Consider the following 25799-nt stretch of genomic DNA (forward strand, 5'->3'; position numbering starts at 1 on the left):
CACGGCGCGTCGAAAACGTTGCGTGGATTCGCGGTCATTGGCAGCAGCGTGAGCCGCGCTTCCAAGACCGGATTATGGCAAGGTTCGGGGCATCAGAAGGCGGCGCGCGCATGGCGGGCGGGCGCAACGGCCGGCCTTGTCGCTGATCTCTGACCGGTGGTTTCTGGCAGGAGGTTTCTGTCGGGGCGTCTTCGGCGCGACCTCAGGGGCGCTGGCGACCGATGGCGGGGGCGTCTTGCAGCTTGGCCTCGTGGTTGATGACCCAATCGATGGTTTGATCAAAGGGCATCGGGCGACCGATCCCGAACCCCTGCACATGATCACAGCCCAGCTGCGCCAAGAGAGCGTGTTCGCCTGCGGTCTCCACCCCTTCGGCGAGGGTCTTGAGGTCAAGCCGTTCTGCCATGGTGAGAATCGCGGTGATCATCTTCTGCTGCTCGGGATCGTGATCCGCTTTGGTGACAAAAGACCGGTCGATCTTGATCCGGGACACGCGGAAACGGCGCACGGAGGCAATGGAGGCATGACCGGTGCCAAAATCGTCGAGATCAATGTGGCAGCCCATCTCGCCCAGGGCGGTGATGTTGCGTGCCACCACCTCGTCCGGCTGGTCGGTCATTACCGTTTCCAGCACCTCGATGGTGAGCCGGTCCGGGGTCAGGCCAAAGCGGTCCAGTTCCCAGCGAATGCGGTTGACCAAGCCGGGATCGCGCAGCTCGTCCGTGGCGAAGTTCACTCCAACCGTTGGTACCTTGAGCCCAGCGGCATCCCAGGATTTCAGCGCGGTCAGCGCTTGTTCAACCATGACCTGGCTGAGTTTTTGCAGCAGACCGGCATGTTCGAGAGCGGGCAGAAAAGCCGACGGGGGGATCATGCCTTTGACCGGGTGGCACCAGCGCGCCAGCGCCTCAAACCCCGATACGCGCCCGGTGTCGGTGCAGATCTGTGGCTGGAACCAGGCCTGGATCATACCGTTCTGGAGCGCGGAGGCCGCGTCCTCCATCAGGTTGACGGTGCGGTCCAGATGAACATGCGTGTCACTGGAATACGCGCGGATGCTGGAGGGGCCGACCACCAGCGCCTCGTCAAGGGCGGCGACCGCGCAATCGAGCCAGCTGCTGCCGGCGTCCTTGGGGACGCGGTGGCGCTGACAGATCCCGATCGAGCAGGACACAAAGAGCGATGTGCCCCCGAATTTGATCGGCTCTTCAATCCGGTACTGCAAGCGTCCGGCGAGCTGGATGCAGAGCTCCAAATCAAGCTGCATGATCGGGGTGAGGCAGATCGCAAAGCGGTTGCGCCCCAGTCGCGCAATGGTGTCGCGATGACGCAGGATCGAGCGCATGCGCTCGCCCACGCGCTGCATCACGATGTCACCGGCGTCCTGGCCATGGGCGGCCACAAGCGCATCGAATTCGTCGATTTCGACCACCACCAGTGCGGATTTGAGGCCCGTACCCTCGGTGCGGTCAAACACATCGCGCACATGGGTTTCAAACCCCGGCGCCAGCAGGAACCCGGTCAGCTCGTCCCGCCCCGGTGCAGTTTCGCGCGATTTGGAAAAACCCCCAAGCACGGCGTATGTCAGCGGCAATCCAAGGGCCACGGCCAGCAGCGCGGATTCGCCGCCAAACCAGAAGGCGCTGAGGCTGATGGCAGGCAGGAAGGCCAGCATCGGCGGCCCGAAGACAACTCGCGACATTCCGTCCCTGACCCGCAGTAGAAGGCGTGAATACGGAAAATTCATGAGTTCGAGACCTTTCGACTTCGCCGGTGGTGCAGGCACAGACTAGGTCGCGGGTCTGACTGAGGAGTTAACGCAGCTCGGGGATTTCTTCAGTTTCCGTCGAATTATCGATATTTTTCAGCGCAAGCCCCGTGAAATCAAAGAGCTTCGGGTCCAGAAGATGCGACGGACGCGCATTCATGAGCGCCCGGAACATCACCTGCCGCCGTCCGGGGCTGTTTGATTCCCAGGTATCAAGGATCTGTTTCACCTGCTGGCGCTGCAGCCCATCCTGGCTGCCGCAGAGATCGCAGGGAATGATCGGATAGTTCATCGCGCGGGCAAATTTCTCGCAATCGGCCTCGGCCACATGTGCGAGCGGGCGAAACACAAAGAGGTCCCCCTCTTCGTTCACCAGCTTTGGCGGCATCGTGGCGAGGCGCCCGCCGTGAAACAGGTTCATGAAGAACGTCTCGAGAATGTCGTCGCGATGATGACCAAGCACCACCGCAGAGCAGCCCTCCTCGCGGGCGATGCGGTAGAGATTGCCGCGACGCAGACGCGAGCAGAGCGCGCAATATGTGTGCCCCTGCGGGACTTTATCCATCACGATGGAGTAGGTGTCCTGGTATTCGATCCGGTGTGGCACCTGCATCTTTTCCAGAAACTCCGGCAGCACCGTCGCGGGAAACCCCGGCTGGCCCTGGTCGAGATTGCAGGCCAAGAGATCCACCGGCAGCAATCCGCGCCACTTGAGCTCGTAGAGTACGGCCAAGAGCGTGTAGCTGTCCTTGCCGCCCGAAAGGCACACCAGCCATTTTGGCAGGGAGCCATCCTCGCGCCGTTCAACCATGCCATATTGCTCCACCGCCTCGCGGGTGTAGCGCACGATGCGTTTGCGGAGTTTCTTGAACTCGGTGGTTTGTGGCGCGCCCTGAAAGAGCGGGTGAATATCGTCGAGATCCTGGTCCAGCATGTGCGCCCCGTAGCGCCTGTTAGGAGGCTTGCCAAGTAAAACCTGCATCTCGGCTGTGCAAAATCAGCGATGATTTTGGATCCGTAGCCACCGCTGGGGCGTATCTATTCGTGAACTGGCAGGGAGAGACCTCAATGAGATATCTGTGGCGTGCGGCGCTGATGATGGGCGCTTTGGTGGCGATGCTGGGGCTTGCCAACTGCGGGCGGCCCTCGCTCGAGGATGAGAAGCTGAGCGATCAAAAGCTCAATCTTGAGGAGTATTTTGACGGCAAAACAGTGGCCTACGGTCAGTTCAAGGACCGCTTTGGCACCGTGCGGCGGCGCTTCAAGGTGGAGATCGACGGCACATGGGATGGCGAGCAGTTGAGGCTCAACGAGCGTTTTGCCTATGCGGATGGCTCCAGCGAAACGCGCAATTGGGTGCTCACGAAGACGGGCCCTGACGACTGGGTCGGCACCGCCGAGGGGGTGCAGGGCGAGGCGCGGGGACGCGAGGTCGGAGACACGTTCAACTGGGCCTACACGATTGATCTGCCACTGCCCGACGGCGACAGCATGCGAGTCGATTTTGACGACTGGATGTGGCTTCTGGAGGACGGGCGGCTTTTGAACATCGCCTATATGGAGCGCTTTGGCGTGACCCTGGGCGAGGTCACGATCTTCTTCGAGCAGCGCTAGGGCGTGCGTCCGCAGCAACGGTCGTGCTTCGGGTCCGCGCCCGGCACAGGATCATAGCCCGACCCGCCCAAAGGGTGACAGCGGCCAATGCGGCGCAGCATCAGATAGGTGCCCTTGAAGGGGCCGTGACGCTCCAGCGCGTCGAGCGCATAGGCCGAACAGGTCGGCTGGTACCGGCAGTTAAAGCCGACCCAGGGGCTGAACAGCAACCGATAGCCACGAACGGGCAGGGCAATGAGGCGGGCGAGAAGGCGCATGGACATGACATAGGCACTGGCGCATGTCAGCGCAACGTCAATGAGGCGCGGATTTGCGCCGCGCAGCGGCGCCGGGCCCAACGGGGGAGGGGGCTTTTTATTGCACCTGACACGGGCGGGAGCCCCCGTGGACAGACGTCTGAGCGGCCCGCCGGTCTGCCCGCCCGCGTACCCTTGCGCCTGTCAGAATCCGTGCGGTCAGGAGCCGTGTAGCTTGCGCAGCGCGTAGAGGAAGTCTTTTTGCATCTGCTCAAAGGGGCAGGTCGTTGTCTCACCCGCGCGCCCGATGAGCACATAGTCCCAACCCGGTTTGCCATGCTCCTTGAGCAGGAGCCGCGCGATCTCGCGCAGGCGGCGCTTGGCACGGTTGCGCGTCACCGCATTGCCCACCTTCTTGGAGCAGGTAAACCCGACCCGAAGGGGACCCTCATCGCCGCGTTTGCGGCCCTGCACCATCATCGAGCGCGTGCCTTGCTTGCGAGCCCGCGCCGCAGCGAGGAACTCGCCGCGTTTGGTCAGCAAAACCATCCCCGCCCGCGTTTTTACGGGCTTGGCCGCAGCTTGGGCCTCTTGGGGAGATGATGCACAAACGGACACCGCCGGAGGCTGTGTCCCTTGGTCAGCGGTGCTTTCCATGGGAGCCTCCGGCGGTGTCATGTCCGTCAGAACTGTCGTCTGAGTGCGAAACTTATGCGCTCAGGGACTTACGACCGCGTGCGCGGCGTGCGTTCAGGATTTTGCGGCCTGCTTTGGTGGCCATACGCGCACGGAAGCCGTGGCGGCGTTTGCGAACCAGGTTCGAAGGCTGATAGGTGCGTTTCATCGCTCCGGTCTCCAAATGTTGTCATCGGGTACGGCGCGGAATCGCCCCCCGGGGTCTATCTCGAAGCCCGGTCTCTAGACGCCTCCTGCCGCGCTGTCAAACCCATTGCGGTCAATTTCCGCATCCCTTGCCATATTTCTGTTAAAAAACGCAAGCGATCGCGTGGGTGGCCCGTCTTGGGTCGCCCATTGATCGCCATTTGGCCCTCAGGCGTGCGGTGCGCAACATCAAAACCGGTCACAAAGGGAATCATCTTTGGTGCGTTTTTCGCCCGTTGCGGTGCTGAAATGTTTCAGTTCTGTCATCAAGGCCCCCAGATCATCACGAAACCGAAACGGGTCATCAAGCGGGCGTGAGGGTGCGCGCATCCCTCTCGCCAGCGCCACATCTGGGAGGATAGAGCAGTGAGACCCCTCAACACCTTTGTGCAACACGTGGGTAACGGGCCCAAGCTAAGGATGACACGATGATGAGCGACACCCCTTCTTCTCCCAAGCGCAAGAGCTGGCTGCGGCATCTGCCGCTCGCCCTGGTGGCGGTGGGGGCTCTTGTCGGCGCCGTGACGCTGGGCGATGTGCTGTCGTTTGAAACCCTGCGCGACAACCGAGAAGCGTTGTTGGCGTTCCGCGACCAGAACTATCTGGGCCTCGTGCTGGTGTTTCTTGTCGCCTATGTCGCCATCGTGGCCTTCTCGCTGCCCGGGGCTGCAGTCGCCTCGGTTACGGGCGGGTTCCTGTTCGGATTGGTCGCAGGCACCGGCTTGAATGTTCTGGCCGCAACCATCGGGGCGATGGCGATCTTTCTGGCTGCGCGCTGGGGGCTTGGAGCGGCACTTTCTGCCAAGATCGAGTCCAGCGAGGGGCGCATCCGGCGCCTGAAGTTGGCGCTCAATGATACCGAGATCGAGGTGCTGTTGCTGCTGCGTCTGGTGCCGGTGGTGCCGTTCTTTGTCGCCAACCTCCTGCCGGCACTGGTCGGGGTGCGCGTGTGGAATTTTTTCTGGACCACGGCGCTGGGCATTATTCCGGGGGCCATCGTGTTCACATGGATCGGTGTGGGACTCGGTGAGGTGTTCGATCGTGGCGAAAGCCCGAACCTGAGCCTGCTGTGGGAGCCCCATATCATCGGCCCGATCCTCGGACTTTGCGCTCTGGCGGCGCTGCCGATCCTCATCAAGGCCCTGCGCGGCACATCGGAGGTATAAGACATGGCCTCGATCAAATGTGATCTGCTCATTATTGGTGCGGGGTCTGGCGGGCTGTCCCTGGCTGCCGGTGCCAGCCAGATGGGGGCGGATGTCGTGCTCCTTGAGGGCCACAAGATGGGCGGCGATTGCCTGAACTATGGCTGTGTCCCGTCAAAGGCGCTGCTGGCCAGCGGTCATATCGCCCATACGCAGGCCCATGCGCAGGCGTTTGGCATCGCTGACCAGGCCGCGGAGGTCGATTATGCCGCCGCCAAAGGGCATGTGCAGCAGGTGATCGACACCATTGCGCCCGTGGACAGCCAAGAGCGGTTCGAAGGCTTTGGCGTGCGCGTGATCCGCGAGATGGGCCGCTTTATCAGCGCCAACGAGGTTGCAGCGGGCGACACCACCATTACTGCCCGGCGGATCGTGGTTGCCACGGGCTCCAGCCCCTTTGTGCCGCCGATTCCGGGGCTTCAGGACGTGCCCTATCTGACCAATGAGACGCTCTGGGCGCTGAACGAGCGGCCTGAACATCTCATCGTGATTGGCGGCGGTCCGATCGGCATGGAGATGGCCCAAGCGCATCGCCGTCTGGGCAGCAAAGTCACTGTGCTTGAGGCACAGGCGGCGCTGGGGCGCGATGACCCGGAAGCGGCCGCCTTTGTGCTGGAAAGGCTGCGTAACGAGGGGATCGAGATCCGCGAGCACACCGCAGCGCAGGCCGTGCGGCAGGAGGCGGGGCGGATCGTGGTGCAAACCAGCGCCGGGACCGTGTCCGGATCGCATCTTCTGGTGGCGGTTGGGCGCAAACCCAATCTCGACGGGCTCAATCTGGAGGCCGCCGGGGTTGAGGTCGGCCGGGCAGGCATCAAGGTGGGGCCGGACCTGCGCAGCAGCAATCCCAAGGTCTATGCCATTGGCGATGTGGCCGGGCAGGGGCAATTCACCCATCTGGCGGGCTATCACGCCAGTGTCGTCATTCGCTCCTTGCTCTTTGGTTTGCCTGCAAAAACCAAGACGAACCATATCCCCCGTGCCACCTACACCGATCCCGAGATCGCGCAGGTGGGGCTGACCGAAGCCGAAGCGCAGGAGACATACGCCGCAAAGCTCGAGATTGCCCGGTTCGACTACAGCCACAATGACCGCGCCATCGCGACCCGGCAGGCGGAGGGATTTATCAAGGTCATGGTGGTCAAGGGCCGCCCCGTGGGGGCCACGATCGCGGGGCCGCAGGCCGGGGAGCTGATCTCCACATGGTCGCTTGCGATTGCCAATGGGATGAAAATGAGCCAGATCGCCGCAATGGTTGCGCCGTATCCGACCATCTCTGAGCTTAACAAACGGGTCGCGGGCGCGTATTTCTCCCCGAGACTCTTTGAAAATTCCGCCGTAAAGCGGGTTGTCCGGCTGGTGCAACGCTGGCTACCCTGAGACGAGAACGGGGACTGATGTTAAACACGCTTTCGGGCCGATTTCTGATCCTGACGACGGTCTTCGTGATGTTGGCCGAAGTGTTGATCTTTGTCCCCTCAATCTCTCGGTTTCGGCAGGACTATCTGGAGGACCGACTGGAGCGTGCGCAGATCGCCTCGCTTGCGCTTCTGGCGGATGACATGATCGAAAGCGACCTTGAGCGGGAGCTGCTGGAGAATGCCGGCGTCTACAACGTCGTGCTGCGGCGGGACGAGATGCGCCAGCTGGTGCTGTCGTCGCCTATTCCCAGCCCGATCACGGAGACCTTCGATCTGCGCGACGCCAGTGCGCCGACCCTGATTGGCGATGCGTTGACGCGGCTCTGGTCGCCCGGCAACGAGATCATCCGGGTCATTGGCGCGCCGGTTCGCGACGCAGGTCTACTGATCGAAATCACCATGGAAACCGGGCCTTTGCGGGCCGCAATGATCGATTACGGGTTGCGTATCCTGCTGCTCTCGGCGGTGATCTCCGTGCTGACGGCGGTGTTGTTGTTCATCGCGGTGCGCATGGTTCTGGTGACACCGATCAAGGGGGTCATCGGCTATATGCAGCGCTATGCGGCCGCCCCCGAGGATGCGCGTGGGATCATCACGCCCAAGGCCGGGGTGATCGAGCTGCGCGAGGCCGAAGAGGCGCTGCAAAAGCTTCAGACCGAGCTGACCCATGCACTCAAACAGCGCGAGCGGCTGGCGCAGCTTGGCGGTGCGGTGGCCAAGATCAGCCATGATCTGCGCAATATCCTCACTTCGGCGCAACTGTTCACCGACCGCATCGAAATGAGCGAAGACCCCCTGGTGCGACGTCTGGCGCCGAAACTGGTGAATTCGATCACCCGCGCGGTGTCGCTCTGTGAAGGCACGCTGGCCTTTGGCCGCGCCGAAGAGCCAGCCCCGACATTTGGTCGGGTGTGCCTGAGCGAAATCATCGATGATGTGGCCGAGAGCGAAACCCTCGTGGCATCGGATGTGGACGTGGAGATCTGCAATACGGTGCCGCTGCCGACGATGATCCGCTGCGACAAGGAGCAGATCTTTCGCGTGATCATGAACCTCGTGCGCAACGCCCGGCAAGCGATCATCGCAACCGGGCGCAATGGGCGCATCACGGTGTCGATGCGCGAAGAGGAAAACGCATGGTGGGTCGAGGTGGCCGATGATGGCCCGGGCCTGCCCAAAAAGGCGCTCGACAATCTGTTCACCCCGTTTCAGGGCGGTGCGCGCAAAGGCGGCACCGGACTTGGCCTTGCCATTGCCGCCGAGCTCATCAAGGGCCATGGCGGGCATCTTGCGCTTGCACGGACCGGTCCCGAGGGCACCGTCTTTGAGATCTGCCTGCCCAAAGGCGATGGCGCGGTCTGATCTGGTCTTCGCCCGCCAATTGCGCCCGCCTGTGCTGCGGATCAAGCGGCGTTGTCATAGATGTGTCAAAAAAGTTCTAATTTGGGGTTGCGCCTGCCCAAGGGCAGCTATAAACCGCGCCCCAGTGGACCGATAGCTCAGCTGGATAGAGTACTTGACTACGAATCAAGGGGTCGGGGGTTCGAATCCTCCTCGGTCCGCCACTACCCCCTCGTAAAACATCAGACGACATTGGCCTAGGTGTCATTGACCGATGCAATCCACCGTTTTGGCGTGTTGCGTTGGCCTGACCTTCCCTTGGGAAAATCAGGGCAGATGTGCAGGTTCAGATTTTGAGCCCGCCGGTTCCTGCTGATCTGCCCCATATGTCCAAAGGTATGTCCAAAGGTAGGCGAACGCGGGAGGGGGCGAGGCAATGCTATTCAACCTGCTTGGTGCGATCCGCAGGGGGAGCCGAGGACACGGCCCGGTCAAATAAACTGCCCTCGGGGAAGGCCAGGGGCGTTTGGCTCGTCCAAATCCCACTGGCCCACAAAACAGAAGCGGCGGGGCCATCAGCCCCGCCTTAGTGTTGCGGTCATTCAATTTTGAAAACGGAGTTCACAGGTTGCGGACAATGCGGCCACTCGTATGTTGCGGAGGCAACGACCGAGGGCAGCGGTAAATCCCGTTGGAAAGTGGCTCGACTGGTCTGTCCAAAGGGGGGCGATCAAACCAAAACCCGGATCACCCCCGCCGCCGAGATCAGAATTCACACTCAGTTCGCGCGTCAGAAGCCAGACCCACGGCACAGCGGCCCCAAACAGCTTGATTGGCGCGCAAAGCGCCGCCAGAGTGGCAAAGGCCGTGTTCTACTTGGAGAATGTCGGCTATGCCAATGCAACTCTTTCAAAGTGCCTAATAAATGCTCCGCCATCTCACAACAAAATTCGTACTCGCCCTTCTCCTCTCAGCTTGTAGCACAACACAAGGCAGCGTCAGCCGAAAGTCAATTCAGATCGACGCAATGACGGTAACCTGGAACGACATGCTGCAATTAAGTTCATTGCATGAAGCCTTTCCGACGGAAAAGGGCACAAGCATTTACATGTTCACGAGGCTGTTCAAAGACCCAACCTACACCCCGCGAAAGGCGCAGCTGTCAAATGGCTGGACTGTTACAGGAAACATAGGTGCTTGTGACCTTATTTTGAGGAAACAGCCCGCCAATGCACAACAGTTGTATGACGAATGCCGTACAAAACTTGCGGCGCTACCCGCGCCTAAACCGCAGCCTGAGCTTGGGCTTAAGGAGTTTATCAATTTGGCAGAGCGCGCTGTTCAACAAGAGGGGAGCTGCCAGTGGCTTGGATATGACCGCGGCCTTGATTTAACTGTCCGGGCGCATGGAAGCCTAGCCAGTTTTTCTGACGAAAGACTTTTCTTTGCTAAGCTGAAATGCAGCTAAAACACTAGCTGCTAAAGATGGCAGTCTCAACGCGGTTCCATTGCTTGCTGTGAGGTGGCTGCCATCATCCCGATTCTGGCAACAATTGTCGCTAAGGAAATCGCGCTCGATTGCTCTGAGCAGCACATGTCGCGTAGGGCCGGATAGCCCCACATCCCCTGCGTTCGAAGGTGGTCGTCGGCTGCACCTGCGGGTCTGGTTTTCATGATCTTCGGTTTCGGTTTGGGCAAGCTCGGCGAACGGCGGCTTCTCCTAGTCCTCGTGCATCGTGTGGCCGCTGCTTTACAGATCAAAACCACGACTTTACGGAGGTCACTAACTGCGCTTTCCAGTCATTCGACCAGGGAGCAGCATTTGGTAAAGTGGGCCTCTGCACCCGCCGTTGTTTCGATCTGCATGTGCGGCCGCTGTCGATTTTGGGTCAGAAATACTTGACGTTTGGGTCAAAATCGAAAGGCGCGGCCGTGCCGTTCTCTCAGGCTTTGGTCGCTGATTGGGTCAATGGTGTTCGACGTTCCACGCCTCGCCTCCAAATAGCTGACGCTTGGCGCCGCGCGCGAATGTGGATTTGTCCGAACATCCCGTCAGCGTCGCAAGCACAGATGCCAGTTGCGCTGGGCGTGATCCGGTTTGGCCGCTTGCGTTGATGCGTGCGGGCGAGAGGTCTGGTCAGGGTGGCCCAGACTGTTGCTTCGTTCTATCCCCCCGTGGACGCCGCAAAAACGATTGCGCACAGATAATCCATCCTAGGGCTTGAAGGTTTATGTACGTGTGTCCATATATCCGGTATGACACGCACCGGACGCCCCAGATCCTTTGACGAAGACACCGCACTCCAGGCGGCGATGACCGCGTTTTGGGAAGGCGGGTACAATGGCACCACCTATCGCGACCTCGAACAAGCCACCGGCCTTCGGCGGCAAAGCCTGACCTACGCGTTTGGTGAAAAGCCCGATTTGTTCCGGCGTGCGCTGGCGCTTTATATCGACCAACGGGTGCGCAAGGCCTGCGCGTTGCTCGCCCAAGATGCGCCGTTCAGGGACAATCTGAGTGCGCTGCTGAACGCCTGGGAGGCGGATGCGTCTTCTGGCAATGGACACGGGTGCCTGTTGGTACGCGCCACCGCCGAGGTTGGGCTTGATCCGCATATGACCTCGGAAATTCGCCGGGGTGATACCCTGTTGTTGCAGGCGCTCACGCAGGCCTTTGACCGCGCACAACTGGCGGGCGAGATACCCTCTGCCGCGCCCCCAGAGGCATTGGCCCGGTTGGTGATCTCGGTCGGCAATGGCGCCATGACGCAGGCCGTGGCCCGCCAAGATCCGGAGGTATCCCGTGCCGCGCATCACGCGCTGCTCTCACTTTTGACCTAGGCCCTGATAGATCCGCCTGACGCCTTCGGGGCTCGGTCCATTCATTGCGGACAATTTATGTTCGTTCATCCATAATCTATCGAGTGCCGGCCTCGATGGATTGTCATCCTCCCGACTCGCCGGCTTGGAGTAAGACATGACCGTGTTCACCCACCATTCGATCGAAACCGCCCCCGAAGCTGCAAAACCCCTGATGGAACAGGCCGTGAAGGACTATGGCATGCTGCCTGGCCTTTATCAGGTGATGTCCGCGTCGCCGGAGCTGCTGGAGAGCTATTTCAAACTGCATGAGCTGTTTGAGCGCACCGCGCTTTCGGTGACCGAGCGCAACATCGTGTGGCTGACGATCAACGTCGAGCATAATTGCCACTACTGCGTGCCCGCACATACCGCCATTGCCAAGATGCAGGGGGTCGATGACGAGATTGTCGCCGCTCTGCGGGAGGAGCGTCCGCTTGCCGATCCGCGCCTTGAGGCGCTGCGCCAGTTCACGCTGATCCTCGTGCGCGAGCGGGGCAATGCTCCAAAGGCAGAGGTGGAGCGCTTTCTTCAGGCCGGGTTCGAGCCGCGCGCGATCCTCGATATTCTTGTTGGTTTGGCGCAGAAGGTTCTGTCGAACTACACCAACCACCTCGCAGAGACGCCAGTAGACGCGCCGTTCCAGGCGTTTGCCTGGGAGAAAACAGCCGTCGCTGCGGAATAACGCCCACGCGTTTTGCCCCCGGTCCCGCGCATCCGTGCGGGGCCACCATAAATTTATGCAAGGATTATGCCGCATGCTGCGCGACACGCCCCTTTGTGCCTTCGGCTGGAAGGCACCTGATTTCACGCTGCGCGATCCCGAGGGTCGCCCCTATACGATGTCCGATCATCTCGGCGAGAAGGGGCTGCTTGTGGCCTTTCTCTGCAACCATTGCCCCTATGTGCAGGCGGTTGCCGACCGGCTGGCAGAGGACACTGGTACTTTGTTGGACGAGGGCATTGGCGTGCTGGCGGTCATGTCGAACGACTATCACGCGGTGCCGATGGACCATCCGGCCTATATGCAGCGGTTTGCGCGCGAAGTGGGCTGGCGTTTTCCCTATCTCGTTGATGAAGATCAGTCGGTTGGGCAGGCTTGGGGCGCGGTTTGCACGCCGGACTTCTTTGGCCTCAATGCCGCGGGCGCGTTGCAATATCGCGGTCGTCTGGACAACGCCCGTTTTGATGCGCCTGCAGGTCGCAACCGCGAGCTGGTCGCGGCCATGCGGCAGATCGCGAGGACGGGTGAGGGGCCACAAGAACAGTTGCCGTCAATGGGATGTTCGATCAAATGGCGCAGCGCCAGAGGTTGAGGCCCGATCCCGCGACGCCCGGACCGTCGCTGTGATCTGATCCATTCGGGAAGCTGTTGCAGAACTCTGTGGGGGCCTCGCGCCGCTCAGCTCTCCTTGGCGGCCTCTCTGATCCAATCGGTGAAGACCCTTACACCCTGTTTGTTGCGCGACAGCGGGTTGCGCACGAGGTAAAAGGCAAACCCGTGAAGCTCGGGGCCCGGGACCTGTTGGTAGCGACCCGACTGCAGGCCTTCGTCGGCGAGCGCGCTGCTGGACAAAAGCAGCCCCAACCCTCGGTCCAGCGCATTGAAGGCCGAGCTTTCATCGCTGAAGCGGGTCATGCGTTCGGCGGGGAAGGGCTCTCCGGCTGCCTTGAACCAATCTTCCCAGACTGGCCCGCCCATATCCGCATTGCGCCAGCGAAATCCCAGCAGGCGGCTTTCTTGCAGGTCTGCCTCGGGCTGGCTGGCCAGCCGCAGGGGGATGAAACGGTCCGAGAACAGGACTTCGGCGTGTTCCGTTGCCGCGGTATGAGGACCGTAGCGGATCGCCAAATCCAGCCGATCCGCGCGTAAATCAAGGATGGCGTCATCCGTCTCCACCTCGACGCGGATGTCGGGGTGCTGCTCGAAAAATCCCGTCAGTCGCGGCACCAGCCAACGCTCGGCAAAGGCATAGGTGGCCGTGACCCGCGCCAGGGATTGCTCCACATCCTTGTCGAGCATCGCAAAGGCTTCTCCGAGTGTGTCGAACGCCATCTGCAGCTTGGGAAACAATTCCTGGCCTGCGGGGGTGAGGGCGATCTGGCGGGGGCGGCGCTCAATCAGTTGAAACCCGAGATAGGCCTCAAGATGCCTGATCTGGTGGCTGATCGCGGTGGCCGTCACCCCGAGTTCATCGCCCGCATCGGCAAAACTGAGCCGTCTGGCGACAGCCTCGAAGGCACGAATTGCGTTGAGCGGCGGGAGTTTACGCATTGCACGTCTCGGGTGAGAAAAGAAATCTCAGCATGGGCTGACGAATGGTCATTTGTTTTTCGGCCTCCTCTTTCTGAAGCTTGTGGAATGAAAAGGGAGGATAAAATGACACGAAATATTATCACCACCCGCCGGCGTCTGATCAAGGGGGGGATCGCAGCAGCGGCCACCCTTGCGGCCCCGTCCGTCCTGCGTGCCCAAGGGCGTCGCGATCTGTCGATGCTGACATGGGCCGGCCATGCGGACCCGGATGTGATCGGCGCGTTTGAAGAGGCGCATAACGTGCGCATCCGCGCCAAGGAATATGTCGGCGGCGATCAGATGCTGGCGCAGATCGCGCAGTCCCCGGCGGGCACTTATGATGTGATCCTGTCGGACGCGGAATATGTGGTGCAGCTGCAGCAAGCCGGGTTCATCGACCCGCTCTCGCCCGAGGATTATCCGTTTGACGACTTTTTCCCCGAGTTCCAGAATTTCCGTGGGCATTGGTTCGACGGCCAGCCCTACGCGGTGTTTCTGAGGTTCGGCTTTCTGGGCCTGTCGCATCATCGCGGCGCCATGAGCGAGGCGGAGGCGCGCAGCTATCGTAGCATGTGGGAGACCCGCCACGAGGGGCGGATCGGCCATTTTGACTGGCATCTGCCCAACCTGGGGGCCCTGAGCCTCATGAATGGCAACGCGGCGCCCTTTGATCTCGGTGCGGGAGATTGGGCGGCGCTCACAGAGACGATGATGTCGCTGCGCCCGCAGGTGCGCGGGTTCTATGATTATGGCGGCATGCTGTCGGCGCTGCGGTCCGGAGAGGTTACCGCGATCCCCGGCATTGGTGACTGGATCACGGGCGTCCTGGCCCGAGATGGTGCCGATGTCACCACGACTATCCCCGAGGAAGGGGGACTGCAGTGGACCGAGTCGCTGTCGATTGGCACCCGCTCCCGGAACCCGGATCTGGCGCGTCAGTTCATCCAGTACATGCTCTCGCCCGACGGGCAGGTCAAAACCGCGACGCTCAAGGCCTATCCGGCGATGATCCCGACGCGGTCGGGCTGGGCGCGGTTGAACGCAGAGCAACCGGGCGAGGCCAAACGTCAGAACATGGTGCTGAACGGCCCCAATGCGCTGGATGAAATCCGCGCCGGGCGGATCCGTCTGCGCGAGCTTCCGGTACAGCAATCGCTGGAAACCTGGAACGACGCATGGACCCGGTACAAGAACGCCTGATGCCTGCGTGAGCCCCTGTCCGGGCCGTCTCTGAGCCCTGTTTGCCCCGCACGGGGGCCGGGGCGACCGCTTCTTGGAGATCTCGATATGACGTCTTATTTTTCTCCGGCACCCGCCTCGGGGCGCCGGACCCCGTTTCTGTTTGGCCGTTTCTGGCGGGCGCTCTGGGTGCTGCCGCTGCCGGTCTGGCTGCTGCTGTTTTTTGCGGTGCCGCTTGGCCTGCTGGTGGCGATTTCCTTCTGGTCGGTGGTGAACTACCGGCTCACACCTGACGCCACGCTCTCGGCCTGGCGCTATGTGCTGGGGCTCGAGTTCCTCTGGGCGAGCTTCTGGCGCAGCTACGGCCTTGCCATGGCCAGCGCGGTCGCGATTTCGCTTTTGGCGTTTCCGGCTTCCTACGCGATGGCCTTTGTGGTGGCACCGCGGCAGCGGCTGATCCTGCTGGGGCTGGCGATTGCACCGTTTTTCACAAGCTATCTGGTGCGGGTTTACTCCTGGCAGGTCTTCCTGACCGAGGGCGGCGTGATCCCGTCGATTGTGCAAGCCCTGGGTGGCAGCGGCGAGAGCCTGCTCAACACCTATTTCGCGCTGTTTCTGGGACATGCAACCCTGGCGCTGCCGGTGGTGCTGATCCTGCAGACCATCGCGCTTGTGAATGTGGACCGGACCGGAATTTCGGCGGCGGCAAACCTTGGCGCACGTCCCGGAGCCATCCTGTTGCAGGTGATCCTGCCCGCCGCCCGGCCCGGACTCACGCTGGGGCTGCTGTTTGCGTTTCTGCTCTCCTATGCCGAGTTCGTCAGCGCGTCTTATCTCGGGGGCGGCAGCTTTCAGACCCTCCCGATCCTCGTGACGGATCTGGTGCGGGCAGGCCAGCAATGGCCACGCGCCGCCGTGGTGGCGCTGATGATGATCGCAAGCCTTTTGATCACGGCCTTTGTCACCGTCCTCTGGGCGTACCGCGAGAAAGGATAAGCCATGCCTGTTCATCTGAAACATGCCCTTCCCAAAGCCTTCTGGATTGGCGGCCTCGTTCTGGTGTTCGTGCTGCTTTATGCCCCGATCCTGTCGGCCGTGATGTTCTCTTTCAGCGCCGATCGTTTCCCCAGCCTCAGCCTGTCGGGGTTCAGTTCCAAATGGTATGCGCAAGTCCTCAGCGACCGCGCCATGCTGGACGCCCTCTGGAACAGCCTGCGCGTGGCCATGCTCACCGCGCTCATCGCGACGGCGCTTGGATTTGCCGCGGCTTATGCAGATTATCGGTTCCGTTTTACCGGCCAGAGAGCCGTTCTGGCGCTGGCCTTGTTACCGCCGACGGTGCCGCTGGTGATCCTGGGGCTTGCCATGCTCGCCTTTTTCTCTCGCATCGGGATCGCAGGGACCTTGATGGCGGTGGTGGCGGCCCATGTGGTGATCGCGGCCCCTTTTGCGATGGCGGTCTGCCGCCTGCGGCTGGCGCAGCTTGATGACAGCCTTGAAATTGCGGCTCAGAACCTCGGCGCGCTGCCGCATTCTGCGCTTACCCGGATCGTTCTGCCCCATACGTTGCCCGCGATCTTTGCAGCCTTTCTCATCACCTTTGCCGTGTCCTTTGATGAATATGTCATCTCCTGGTTCACCGGGGGGCTCAACCAGACCATCCCGGTTGCGGTTCTGACCACGCTGCAGGGGCAGGTGGATCCCACGATCCATGTGATCGGCACATTGAGTTTTTCCGTCACGCTGACGCTGGTTCTGATCGCGCTTGGCGTGGTCCTGACCCAGAGCAGCGGCGCCATGTCCAAGGAGGAGACAACATGACCCACTCACATCTGAAACTGGATGGGCTGGCCAAGTCCTATGGCAGCTTTGTTGCCGTCGAGGAGGTCTCGCTGGATATTGCCGAAGGGGAGTTCATCGCCATCATGGGGCCGTCTGGCTGCGGCAAGACCACAAGCCTGCGCATGCTGGCCGGGCTTGAGACCGCAGACCGGGGCGAGATCACCCTGGCAGGCACCCGGATCGACCAGTTGCCGGTCTGGGAGCGCGAAACCCCGATGGTCTGGCAGAGCCTTGCGCTGTTTCCGTTTATGACCGTGCGTGAAAACGTCGAGTTCGGGCTGAAGATGCGCGGTGTTTCCAGGACCGAGCGCCGTCGCCGCGCCGATGACTGGCTGGAGCGGCTGGGCATCTCGGGTTACGCGGATCGCAATGTGGCGCGGCTCTCGGGGGGGCAGCGGCAACGCGTCGCGCTGGCGCGCAGCCTTGTCCTTGAACCCAAGGTGCTGCTTCTGGATGAGCCGCTGTCGGCACTGGATGCCCATATGGCGATCAAGATGCAGGGTGAGCTGAAAAAGCTGCAGCGTGAGCTGGGTATCACCTTTGTCTATGTGACCCACAGCCATTCTGAGGCTTTCTCGCTTGCGGATCGTGTTGTCATCATGAACGGTGGCCGGGTCGAGCAGATTGGCAGCCCGCAGGACATCTTCTTGCGCCCGCGCAGCAAGTTTGTCGCGCAGTTTGTCGGCGGCATCAGCCTGTTGGAAGGCAAGATTGCCGGCACCCCAGGGGGCAAGCGGTATCTGGAGACCCGAGACGGCAAGGTTCAGCTTGCAGGCAGCTTTACGCACGCGGAGGGTGCGCGCGCCGATCTGGCAGTGCGGGCGGACCGGATCTCGGTGACGGCCAACCCGGGCTGGGGCGAAAACGAGATCGCCTGCACATTGGTGTCGGAAGAATTCGCCGGCGCGGTGGTCAACCTGCATCTGGCCACGGCCTCCGGGCACAGCCTTGTGGCGCAGGTACAGCAGCGCGAACTGGAGCAACTCGACGCCAGCATTGGCGCGCAGGTCTATGCCTCCTGGCACCCGAGCGACGGATTCCTTCTCGAGCCGCCGCAGGCCGAGGGGGGCGATGCGAGGGGCAGGGCGGCATGAGCGCTGTCCTCGAGGCCACCCAAGAGGCGCTGAGCCGCGCCGAGCAAGCGCCGGAGGTGTTCCTGTCGCGCTTGCCGGAGCGCGCCCGCGCAGAAGCCCGAGAAAGCGCGGCGCGTCGCTCCAAGCTGGGCCCGCTTGATGGGGCCACAATCTCCTGGAAGGACATGATTGCCCTAAAGGGTGTCGCGGCGCGTGCAGGCGCGGCCCATGACCCGAAGCTGGCGCCCGCCGTTTCGGATGCAGAGGTCGTGACCCGTGCGCGCAGGGCAGGGCTTGTCAGCATCGGTATCACCAACCAGTCCGAGCTTGCGTTTTCCGGGATCGGTTACAATCCGCATCACGGCACCCCGCTCCTTGAGGGGCGGGTGCCGGGGGGATCGTCCTCGGGAGCGGCGGCTTCGGTGGCGCGGGGGATCACCCGGCTCGCGGTGGGCACGGATACCGCTGGCTCTTGTCGGGTGCCAGCGGCGTTTCAGGGCGTGGTGGGCTTTCGCCCCACACGCGGGCGCTATCCGATGGCGGGGGTGATGCCGCTTGCCCCGAGTTACGACACCGTAGGCGGCTTTGCCCGCTCGGTGCGTGACATTATCGCGCTGGATGCGGTGCTCTCGGGCGATGAGACCTGTCCGGATGCGGCCAGCAGCCTTGGGGTGCTCCATGAGGTGCTTGGGGCTGGTGATGTGGCTGCAGGGGTCGCGGCGTGTTGCAAAACGGCGGTGGTCCGACTTGCTGAGGCGGGGCTGAAGATGGAGCGCGCCAGACAGTCGCCCCTTCTGGACGCATTGGCGCTGATCGCTGCAGGGGGCTGGCCCGGCGCGCGTGAGGCGGTGGACACCTACGGGCATCTGTTGGCTCCCGAGACGGCTCTGCGCCTTGACCCCTTTGTTGCGGAGCGGTTGCGTGTGTCGGCCCGCCTGGACTGCGAACCACTCGAAAAGGTCAAAAGGCAGGCCTGCAGCCTGCGCGCCAGGATGCAGACCGAAGACACCCTCTATGTGTTGCCCACCGTCGCCATCGAGGCGCCCCTTCTGGCGCCGCTCTTGGCAGACCCGGAGGTCTTTGCCGCCACTAATGCCGCTGCCCTGCGCCTGACGATGCCTGCCAGTCTGCTCGATTTGCCAGCGATCTCGCTGCCCATCGGCCAGACGGAGGCGGGCTGCTGGGTGGGCCTGCAGCTGGTCGGGCCGCCACATAGCGACCGTCGTCTGCTCGCGACATCACAAAAGGTCGAAAAGCTGTTGATGAGAAAGGATAAGCTCAGATGATCCGCAATCCGATAAAATGGCCCAATGGCGCCCGCTGCGCCTGTGCGATCACGTTTGATGTCGATGCCGACAGCCTGATCCATATCGCCCGTCCCGAAGACGCGCACCGCCGCCTCTATCCGATCAGCATGGGCCGCTATGGCCCCAATTCCGGCGTGCCGCGCATCCTGGACACCTACCGACGGCTTGGGCTCAAGCAGTCCTTCTTCATGCCCGGCTGGGTGATGGAGCGCTATCCCGAAACGGTTGAGGCGATCCTCGCCGGGGGCCATGAGATCGGTCATCACGGGTATCTGCACGAAGACCCAGCCGAGCAGAGCGCCGAAGACCAGACCTATTGGTTCGAGCGGGCGCTGGAGGTGCACCGGCGCCTCACCGGTCGCACGCCGCGCGGCTACCGCGCCCCGGTCTATAACGTCACGCCCGAGGTGCTCTCGCTCGCGGTGCAGCATGGGCTGACCTATGAGAGTTCGATGATGGCGGATGATCTGCCCTACCGGATCGACACCCCAACGGGCGCGCTCTACGAGCTGCCGGTGCATTGGGGCAGTGATGATTGGCCACCCTTCGCGCATTTCGACGAGATCGGCTATAAGATGCCGGTGATGTCGCCACGTCGCGGGCTTGAGGCCTCTTTTGAAGAGTTTGAAGCGCAATATGAGGCCGGAGGTCTCTGGATCGGCATCTGGCATCCTTTTCTCACCGGGCGGCTGGCCCGCTGGCGGGTCGTGGAACGCTGGCTCGAAGCGGTGCTGGCGCGTGGCGATGTCTGGTTCGCACCGCTCGAAGAGATCGCCGCCTATGCGGCCTCCCAAGAGGCCGAAGGCCTTTGGCAGCCACATCGCGAACCTGCCGCTCCCTACGCAAATCCCGTTTTGATGGAGAAAACGCATGACCAGTTTTGACCGCCCCTTTGAGGCCGCGCGGCCCGATGGCGAAAACCCAAGCGCCCATGAGACGCTGGCAGAAGGCGGACGACTGCGTCCCGAGGCGACCTATACCATCCCTGCCCGACAGGGGCGGGCGATCCGCATGGCACAGGGGGAGGCATTGATGGTCATCAACCGGGATGGCAGCCAGATCGGGGATTTCTGGGCCTTTGTGGAGGGTGACTGTGGCGAGTACCTGTCAATGGAGCACCTGCGCCCGACGTTGAGGCGCGTCTCGCCGCGTCCCGGCGATGTGCTGGTAAGCAATCGCCGCCGTCCGATCCTGACGTTGCTGGAGGATAGTTCGCCCGGGGTCCACGACACGCTTGTGGCTTCCTGCGATGTGCATCGTTATGCGCAGCTTGGGCATGAGGGCTATCACGACAATTGCACCGACAACCTGCGCATGGCGCTGGGCGCGCTGGGCCTGCGCCCGACCACGGTGCCTTGTCCGCTGAACCTCTGGATGAACACCCCAGTGGTCGAGGGCGGCGCGATGGAATGGCTCCCTCCGGTTTCACGCAGGGGGGACCATGTGCTGTTTCGCGCGGAACTGGATGTCGTGGTAGTGATTTCCTGCTGTCCGATGGATCTCTTGCCAATCAACGGTGAGGAGGCGCAGCCCCGCGCGCTGGATGTGCGGCTGCGCCCAAGGCCCGCGTGACCTGGCGCGCAGATTGTCTGAGGCGCGCGGATCTTCATCCACGCGCCCGGTGGGTCTTGGCTTGGGCGTGGCGCTCAGGCGGCTTTTACCGCTGCACCGGCCAGATCTGCGGCGCGCGCGCGGGTGCGGGTCTCAGCCGAAGCAACCGATGCCTCGTGGCGCGCGTCCTTGAACTCCTGGTATTCGATCGCGATTGTTTCGATGTCGGCTTGCGCAACGCCAAAGTAATGCGCGCAGGCTGCCAGCGCCGGATCAAGCGCATTGAGATGCGCGCGCGCGCCCCCGGGCGCGAAGCCGAACTCGCCGCGCGAGGAGAGCACCACCAGCCGTTTGCCCGAGAGGATCGGCTCAATCGGGGTGTCGCCACGCGCCAGATCAAAGGAAAAGGTCCGGCCAATCCGCGCGACATGGTCGATCCAGCCCTTCAGTGCGGTGGGCATACCGTAGTTGTACATCGGCGCGCCAAGCACGAGAATGTCGGCCGCGATCACCTCATCGACCAGTTCATCCGACAGCGCCAGACGCTCGGCCATCCACGGCTCTCTGTCCTCGGGTGGGGTAACGGCGGCGTGGATGAATTTGTGGTCGATCGCAGGGATCGGCTCACGCCCGACATCGCGGGTAATGACCTTAGTGTCGGGGGCCTTGGCGAGGAATTCCTTGGTGAACACATCGGTCAGGTGACGGGTGAGGGAGCGTTCTTCAAGCTGGGCGCTTGCATCAATTCGCAACAGAGTGGGCATTGGCAATCTCCTGTGTCCATGCACTATGCACCTTGCCTAACAAGCGCGCGCAGCACTGGCGAAAGCGAATATCTCAGGCTCGGGATGAAGCAGATTCATCCACCTGTCGGCCAGATTGATCCCAAAGACATCGCCTCAGACAGAAAGCCAGACAGAAAGGATGAGACCGATGCGGCGCTTGCCTCCGCTCCATGCACTTCGCGCCTTTGAAGCTGCTGCACGGCACCTGCATTTTGCGCGGGCCGCGGCCGAGCTCCATTTGACGCCAACGGCAATCAGCCACCAGATCCGGCTCCTCGAAGAGATACTCGGTGTCAAACTCTTTCACCGCTACCCGCGCCCGATCCGGCTGTCGGCTGAGGGCGCGGCGCTGTATCCGGTTCTGCGTGAGGGTTTTGATCGCATGGCCGATGTGATCGCCGCGCTTTCAGAACCAGATGCGCGCCGCCCGCTGACGGTCTCGGTCACGGTGGCCTTCGCGAGCCTCTGGCTGATGCGGCGTCTGCCCGCTCTGCGCAACGAGGCGGGGTTGAACCTCAAGGTTGAAGCGGACAATCAACCGGTGGATCTCTCCGGGGGGGATGTGGATTTTGCGGTGCGATACGCCCGTCAGCCCGGCCCGGAGGGGCATTGGCTGGCACTTTTCGAGGACCGGCTGGTGCCGCTCTGCGCGCCCGACCTGCTCTGCCGACACCCGGTTGCGCGGGACGCGGATGTGCTGGGGTTGCCTCTGATTGCCTACCGCTGGAGCGGGGGGGCGGAGGCCGCGCCAAGCTGGCACGGCTGGTCGCGCGCCGCGGGGCTTTCGCAGGACGTACCGGAGGTCTCGCAGCATTTTTCCGAGGAAATTCATGCTATTGATTCCGCGATTGCAGGGCAGGGTGTGGTGCTTGCATCCAGCGTTCTGGCCGCCGCATCCGTTGCCGCCGGGCAATTGAAGCCGCTGTCCACAACCTCATTGCCGGGGCGCAGCTTTTGGGCGGTTGCGCGCAACGATCACCCGCGTCTCGAGGAGGTGGAGCGTTTTGCCGCCTGGGCGCGCGACTCTGCAGAGGCGCCGGTTGCCCCTTAGCGGCTGCCTGACCCGATGGGCATCATGAACGGTCGCGGTCAGATTTCGGTGATGGCCTGGGTGAGCGCCTGCCATTGGTCGCGCGACACACCCTCTGGGCTCGTCAGCATCCAGTAGGTCTCGTGATGGGGCAGGGAAGCCGTGCTGAGCCGCACCAAGGCGCCGCTGTCCAGAGCCTCGGCGCAGAGGGGCAGAGAGGCCAGAAACACACCAAGCCCGGCCTTGGCCGCGCCAAGCGCCGACAGGTGAGTGTCGAACCTGAGACTTGGCAAGGGCGTGGTCGGGATACCAAAGCGTGCCGCCCAGGCGTGCCAACCCGGGCGCGGACCCGCGCAGGCGATGCGGGGCAAGCCGGTCCAATGCGGCGCGCCCGCCACAAGCGCGGGGGCTGCGACGGGTGCGATCTCTTCCTTGTAGAGGCTGGCGCGGTAGGCATGCGGCCAGTTGCCGGAACCATAGCGAATGCGGATCACATCGTCTTGAGGCGCGTCATGGGCACCAACAACCATGGACTGCACCGAGATTTCAGCATTGGTCAGCGTTTGCAGGCGGGCCAGTCTGGGCAGGAGCCACAGCTCGATCACGGTCTGGCTGGCCGAAAGCGTAAGACGCTGGCGGCTGGTGCCAAAGACGGCCTCTGTGCTGTCGCGCAACCCTTCGAGCGCAAGTCGGACGTGGGGCACCCAGGCTTCGCCCTCTACCGTGAGCGAGATGGCGCGGGCCCGGCGGTGAAAAAGGGGCGTGCCAAGAAGCTGCTCCAGCTGTCCGATCCGCTGGCTCACTGCGGCCTGTGTCAGCCCGACTTCCTCTGCGGCGGCGGTAAAGCTGCCAAGGCGCGCGGCGGCTTCGAAGGCGCGGATCCATTCAAGCGGAGGCAGGCGATCTTTATTCATAAGGAAAACCACGTCTCAGGTCATATATTCCTGATTTGTGTTTATTGATTGGCCCTGAGAGACTCCAGTGAAATCGAAATCAATCCCGAAGGGCCTCTTATGCCGACACTCTCCGTTGACCCATCCGGAACCTATCTGAGCCTTGAAACCGCCACGGGTACGCAGCGGTTCCATGCGATCTGGCTGCGCGACAATGCGCAGGATGCCGAGACCCGCGCGCCGGGGAACGGCCAGCGGTTGATCGCCCTGCGCGATATCCCCGCTGACACAAGGATCGCCACCGCCCAGATCAACCCGGACGGGGTGGTGCAGGTGCGCTTTGCGCCAGAGGACAAGACCGTTGACTATGATCTTGCGTGGCTTGAGGCGCATTCCTACGACCGCGCTGCCCCCAGCACCCAAGGGTGGCTCGCGCAAGAAATCGAGCCATGGGATGCGGGGCTGATGGGCAATGTGCCATGTGGGGATTTTGCGGCGCTCGCCGAGGGTGGTCAGGCGCTGCGTGACTGGCTTGGGCAGATTGTGCGCTACGGCTTTGCCAAGCTCAAGAATGCCCCGGTGGAGCCGGGCGGGCTGTTCAAGGTGGTCGATCTCTTTGGCTTTGTGCGCGAGACCAACTACGGGCGGCATTTTGAGGTGCGTACCGAGGTGAACCCCACAAACCTTGCCTTCACCGGGCTCGGGCTTCAGGCGCATACGGACAACCCCTACCGCGATCCGGTGCCGACGCTTCAGGTGCTCTATTGCCTCGAGAGCTCTGCCGCGGGGGGCGAGAACATGGTGGTCGACGGCTTTGCCGCCGCGCTGCGCCTGCGCGAAGAGGACCCGGAGGGATTTGCGCTTTTGGCGACGCATTGCGCAAAGTTTGAATATGCGGGCGAGGCGGGCGTGTGTCTGACCTCCCGGCGTCCGATGATCGAGCTGGCACCGGATGGGGAGCTGATCGGCATTCGGTTCAACAATCGCTCCTGCGCCACCATCACGGATGTGCCCTTTGACAAGATGGAGGCGTATTATGCCGCCTACCGACGCCTCGGCGAGATCATTGATGATACGGCGATGGAGGTGACGTTCCGGCTCGAACCGGGTGAGGCCTTTGTGGTCGACAACACCCGTGTCCTGCACGCGCGCAAGGGCTATTCGGGCGAGGGGACACGCTGGCTGCAAGGGTGCTACGCCGACAAGGACGGGCTGCGCTCCGCCTATCATGCGATGATGCGGGATGCGCGCGTGGAGGCTGCGGAATGAAGCCGGATATCGACAGCCTGAACCGCGATACCATCGTAGCGTTTATCGGGTCGATTTTTGATCGCCGCGGGGACGAGGAATATCTGGGCGAGCCTGTGACGATGGGCGAACATATGTTGCAAGGCGCCACAATCGCAGAGCGCAGCGGCCAGCCCGAAGAGATCATCGTCGGCGCGCTGCTGCATGATATCGGACATTTCACCAGTGAATTTGGCACGTTCACGATGGATGACACCGAGGACCGCCATCACGAGGACGCGGGGGCCGAGGTACTGGAGCGGTTTTTCCCGTCAGTTGTCACAGATTGCTGCCGCTACCATGTGGCGGCCAAGCGGTATCTCTGTGCCACCCGGCCCGAGTATTTCAAGCGCCTCTCAGACGCTTCGGTCCACTCTTTGAACCTGCAAGGGGGCCCGATGTCACCAGAAGAGGTGAGCGCCTTCGAGCAGAACCCGAACCTCAAGCAGATCATCGCGGTGCGTTACCTCGACGAGGCGGGCAAGGTCGCCGGGATGGAGACACCCGACTTCTGGCATTTTGCCCCCATGGTGCAGCGGATGGTCGACCGGCATCTGTCGGCGGTCTGATCGCGCGCGATATGCCCAGACAGGGCGTCGGCGGACCGAGCACCGATGGAACGGTGGATCGCGCCCGGGCGCTTCTGGAGCGGGCGAAGGTCACCCGACATCGCATCACTTGATCTTTGCCCCCAGCAGCCAGGCTTTGACGCCTGGTTGTTGTCATGTGTGAGGTGGTTCTTGCATGGCGGAGAGAACGCTTCTGATGGCCATACGTGCGCCTCAAGTTCCTGAAATAGCTCAGAGAAACCCCTGTGTGGCCATGGCGAGCACCACATAGCGTCCGCCCTTTGAGAGCGTGACAATCAAAATGAAACGCCAGAGGGGCTCTTTCATCACGCCTGCCGCGAGCGTCAACGGATCGCCGACGATGGGCAACCAGCTGCCAAGCAGGCTCCAATAGCCCCAGCGCCGGTACCACCCTGCGGCCCTGGAGAGCTGTTGTTCGGAGACGGGAAACCAACGCCGGTCCGCATAGGTGGTGAGAAAGCGGCCCAAAACCCAGTTCACCACCGATCCAAGCACATTGCCGAGCGTGGCCGTCATGACCAGCAGCAGCGCAGAGTGCCCCCCCGACAGCAGTAGCCCGACAAGCACCGCCTCGGATTGGGCAGGGATCAAAGTCGCGGCCAGAAACGCCGCGAAAAACAGACCAAGGAGGGCGATCATC

General features: G+C 62.3%; 27 protein-coding genes and 1 tRNA gene. 19 read left to right on the top strand and 9 right to left on the bottom strand.

The annotated features are described in order from the left end of the window. Window positions 1-202: 202 nt before the first annotated feature. Both ACZ1HH_RS01560 and ttcA read right to left on the bottom strand, forming a co-directional pair. Window positions 203-1702, bottom strand: a complete 1500-nt coding sequence (locus tag ACZ1HH_RS01560; protein WP_416367820.1) for a putative bifunctional diguanylate cyclase/phosphodiesterase — start codon at window positions 1700-1702, stop codon at window positions 203-205. A 112-nt stretch (window positions 1703-1814) separates the two neighbouring features. After that, a complete protein-coding gene (gene ttcA / locus ACZ1HH_RS01565) occupies window positions 1815-2702 on the bottom strand; it encodes a tRNA 2-thiocytidine(32) synthetase TtcA (RefSeq protein WP_472637114.1) in 888 nt (295 codons plus the stop codon). A 134-nt stretch (window positions 2703-2836) separates the two neighbouring features. On the opposite strand from ttcA, the gene ACZ1HH_RS01570 reads away from it, so the two are divergent. Further along, the gene (locus tag ACZ1HH_RS01570; protein WP_011537659.1) at window positions 2837-3382 is read left to right on the top strand and encodes a DUF3833 domain-containing protein; all 546 of its coding nucleotides are present in this window, start codon (window positions 2837-2839) and stop codon (window positions 3380-3382) included. Here ACZ1HH_RS01570 and yidD read toward each other — a convergent pair. From yidD to rpmH, 3 genes are all read right to left on the bottom strand, one after another. Continuing rightward, the gene (yidD, locus tag ACZ1HH_RS01575) at window positions 3379-3639 is read right to left on the bottom strand and encodes a membrane protein insertion efficiency factor YidD (protein WP_472637337.1); all 261 of its coding nucleotides are present in this window, start codon (window positions 3637-3639) and stop codon (window positions 3379-3381) included. The genes ACZ1HH_RS01570 and yidD overlap by 4 nt on opposite strands. Window positions 3640-3837: 198 nt before the next feature. Beyond that, entirely contained in the window at window positions 3838-4296 is a 459-nt protein-coding gene (gene rnpA / locus ACZ1HH_RS01580) for a ribonuclease P protein component (protein WP_416367822.1), read from the bottom strand. A 31-nt stretch (window positions 4297-4327) separates the two neighbouring features. Continuing rightward, window positions 4328-4462: a 50S ribosomal protein L34 gene (gene rpmH, locus ACZ1HH_RS01585; RefSeq protein ID WP_005980833.1), complete on the bottom strand. Its 135-nt coding sequence runs from the start codon at window positions 4460-4462 to the stop codon at window positions 4328-4330. 466 nt (window positions 4463-4928) lie between these two features. Here rpmH and ACZ1HH_RS01590 point away from each other — a divergent pair, with 466 nt between their 5' ends. From ACZ1HH_RS01590 to ACZ1HH_RS01625, 8 genes are all read left to right on the top strand, one after another. Next, complete coding sequence (locus tag ACZ1HH_RS01590) at window positions 4929-5666, top strand: TVP38/TMEM64 family protein (RefSeq protein ID WP_472637115.1); 738 nt, start codon at window positions 4929-4931, stop codon at window positions 5664-5666. A gap of 3 nt (window positions 5667-5669) precedes the next feature. Beyond that, complete coding sequence (locus ACZ1HH_RS01595; RefSeq protein ID WP_011537663.1) at window positions 5670-7085, top strand: dihydrolipoyl dehydrogenase family protein; 1416 nt, start codon at window positions 5670-5672, stop codon at window positions 7083-7085. Window positions 7086-7102: 17 nt separating this feature from the next. Beyond that, the gene (locus ACZ1HH_RS01600; protein WP_011537664.1) at window positions 7103-8488 is read left to right on the top strand and encodes a sensor histidine kinase; all 1386 of its coding nucleotides are present in this window, start codon (window positions 7103-7105) and stop codon (window positions 8486-8488) included. Between the two features lie 126 nt (window positions 8489-8614). Further along, window positions 8615-8691, top strand: a tRNA-Arg gene (locus ACZ1HH_RS01605). Window positions 8692-9392: 701 nt separating this feature from the next. Continuing rightward, window positions 9393-9935: a hypothetical protein gene (locus ACZ1HH_RS01610; RefSeq protein WP_472637116.1), complete on the top strand. Its 543-nt coding sequence runs from the start codon at window positions 9393-9395 to the stop codon at window positions 9933-9935. Between the two features lie 788 nt (window positions 9936-10723). Continuing rightward, the gene (locus ACZ1HH_RS01615; RefSeq protein WP_472637117.1) at window positions 10724-11308 is read left to right on the top strand and encodes a TetR/AcrR family transcriptional regulator; all 585 of its coding nucleotides are present in this window, start codon (window positions 10724-10726) and stop codon (window positions 11306-11308) included. A gap of 136 nt (window positions 11309-11444) precedes the next feature. After that, entirely contained in the window at window positions 11445-12011 is a 567-nt protein-coding gene (locus ACZ1HH_RS01620; protein ID WP_416367827.1) for a carboxymuconolactone decarboxylase family protein, read from the top strand. 73 nt (window positions 12012-12084) lie between these two features. Beyond that, window positions 12085-12642 (top strand): thioredoxin family protein, encoded by a 558-nt coding sequence (locus ACZ1HH_RS01625; protein WP_472637118.1) that lies wholly within the window; start codon window positions 12085-12087, stop codon window positions 12640-12642. 86 nt (window positions 12643-12728) lie between these two features. Here ACZ1HH_RS01625 and ACZ1HH_RS01630 read toward each other — a convergent pair whose 3' ends face one another. Next, window positions 12729-13601 (bottom strand): LysR substrate-binding domain-containing protein, encoded by an 873-nt coding sequence (locus tag ACZ1HH_RS01630; protein ID WP_472637119.1) that lies wholly within the window; start codon window positions 13599-13601, stop codon window positions 12729-12731. A gap of 105 nt (window positions 13602-13706) precedes the next feature. Between ACZ1HH_RS01630 and ACZ1HH_RS01635 the strand changes: the two genes are divergently transcribed. From ACZ1HH_RS01635 to ACZ1HH_RS01665, 7 genes are all read left to right on the top strand, one after another. Continuing rightward, entirely contained in the window at window positions 13707-14822 is a 1116-nt protein-coding gene (locus ACZ1HH_RS01635) for a polyamine ABC transporter substrate-binding protein (RefSeq protein WP_487320339.1), read from the top strand. Between the two features lie 87 nt (window positions 14823-14909). Continuing rightward, the gene (locus ACZ1HH_RS01640; RefSeq protein ID WP_472637121.1) at window positions 14910-15797 is read left to right on the top strand and encodes an ABC transporter permease; all 888 of its coding nucleotides are present in this window, start codon (window positions 14910-14912) and stop codon (window positions 15795-15797) included. A gap of 3 nt (window positions 15798-15800) precedes the next feature. Further along, a complete protein-coding gene (locus ACZ1HH_RS01645) occupies window positions 15801-16622 on the top strand; it encodes an ABC transporter permease (RefSeq protein ID WP_011537673.1) in 822 nt (273 codons plus the stop codon). Further along, window positions 16619-17737: an ABC transporter ATP-binding protein gene (locus ACZ1HH_RS01650; RefSeq protein WP_487320340.1), complete on the top strand. Its 1119-nt coding sequence runs from the start codon at window positions 16619-16621 to the stop codon at window positions 17735-17737. Before ACZ1HH_RS01645 ends, ACZ1HH_RS01650 begins: the two co-directional genes overlap by 4 nt. Beyond that, entirely contained in the window at window positions 17734-19002 is a 1269-nt protein-coding gene (locus ACZ1HH_RS01655; RefSeq protein WP_472637122.1) for an amidase family protein, read from the top strand. The genes ACZ1HH_RS01650 and ACZ1HH_RS01655 overlap by 4 nt, the downstream gene beginning before the upstream one ends. Continuing rightward, complete coding sequence (locus tag ACZ1HH_RS01660; protein ID WP_472637123.1) at window positions 18999-19907, top strand: polysaccharide deacetylase family protein; 909 nt, start codon at window positions 18999-19001, stop codon at window positions 19905-19907. Before ACZ1HH_RS01655 ends, ACZ1HH_RS01660 begins: the two co-directional genes overlap by 4 nt. Next, the gene (locus tag ACZ1HH_RS01665) at window positions 19894-20595 is read left to right on the top strand and encodes a DUF1989 domain-containing protein (RefSeq protein WP_472637124.1); all 702 of its coding nucleotides are present in this window, start codon (window positions 19894-19896) and stop codon (window positions 20593-20595) included. The genes ACZ1HH_RS01660 and ACZ1HH_RS01665 overlap by 14 nt, the downstream gene beginning before the upstream one ends. A gap of 74 nt (window positions 20596-20669) precedes the next feature. On the opposite strand, the gene ACZ1HH_RS01670 is transcribed toward ACZ1HH_RS01665, so the two are convergent. Beyond that, a complete protein-coding gene (locus ACZ1HH_RS01670) occupies window positions 20670-21338 on the bottom strand; it encodes an FMN-dependent NADH-azoreductase (protein WP_487320341.1) in 669 nt (222 codons plus the stop codon). A gap of 169 nt (window positions 21339-21507) precedes the next feature. On the opposite strand from ACZ1HH_RS01670, the gene ACZ1HH_RS01675 reads away from it, so the two are divergent. Continuing rightward, on the top strand, window positions 21508-22410 hold the full coding sequence (locus tag ACZ1HH_RS01675; protein WP_487320342.1) for a LysR substrate-binding domain-containing protein: 903 nt from the start codon (window positions 21508-21510) through the stop codon (window positions 22408-22410). A gap of 38 nt (window positions 22411-22448) precedes the next feature. Here the strand turns inward: ACZ1HH_RS01675 and ACZ1HH_RS01680 are convergent, their stop codons facing one another. After that, window positions 22449-23303 (bottom strand): LysR family transcriptional regulator, encoded by an 855-nt coding sequence (locus tag ACZ1HH_RS01680; protein WP_472637126.1) that lies wholly within the window; start codon window positions 23301-23303, stop codon window positions 22449-22451. Window positions 23304-23402: 99 nt separating this feature from the next. On the opposite strand from ACZ1HH_RS01680, the gene tmpA reads away from it, so the two are divergent. Together tmpA and tmpB are read left to right on the top strand one after the other, a co-directional pair. Then, window positions 23403-24551, top strand: a complete 1149-nt coding sequence (gene tmpA / locus ACZ1HH_RS01685; RefSeq protein WP_472637127.1) for a 2-trimethylaminoethylphosphonate dioxygenase — start codon at window positions 23403-23405, stop codon at window positions 24549-24551. Continuing rightward, on the top strand, window positions 24548-25138 hold the full coding sequence (gene tmpB, locus ACZ1HH_RS01690; protein ID WP_472637128.1) for a (R)-1-hydroxy-2-trimethylaminoethylphosphonate oxygenase: 591 nt from the start codon (window positions 24548-24550) through the stop codon (window positions 25136-25138). Before tmpA ends, tmpB begins: the two co-directional genes overlap by 4 nt. Before the next feature lie 231 nt (window positions 25139-25369). Here the strand turns inward: tmpB and ACZ1HH_RS01695 are convergent, their stop codons facing one another. Beyond that, window positions 25370-25798 (bottom strand): YqaA family protein, encoded by a 429-nt coding sequence (locus ACZ1HH_RS01695; RefSeq protein ID WP_487320343.1) that lies wholly within the window; start codon window positions 25796-25798, stop codon window positions 25370-25372. Window position 25799 lies beyond the last annotated feature (1 nt).

The organism is Epibacterium sp. HA2-3, assembly GCF_055693725.2.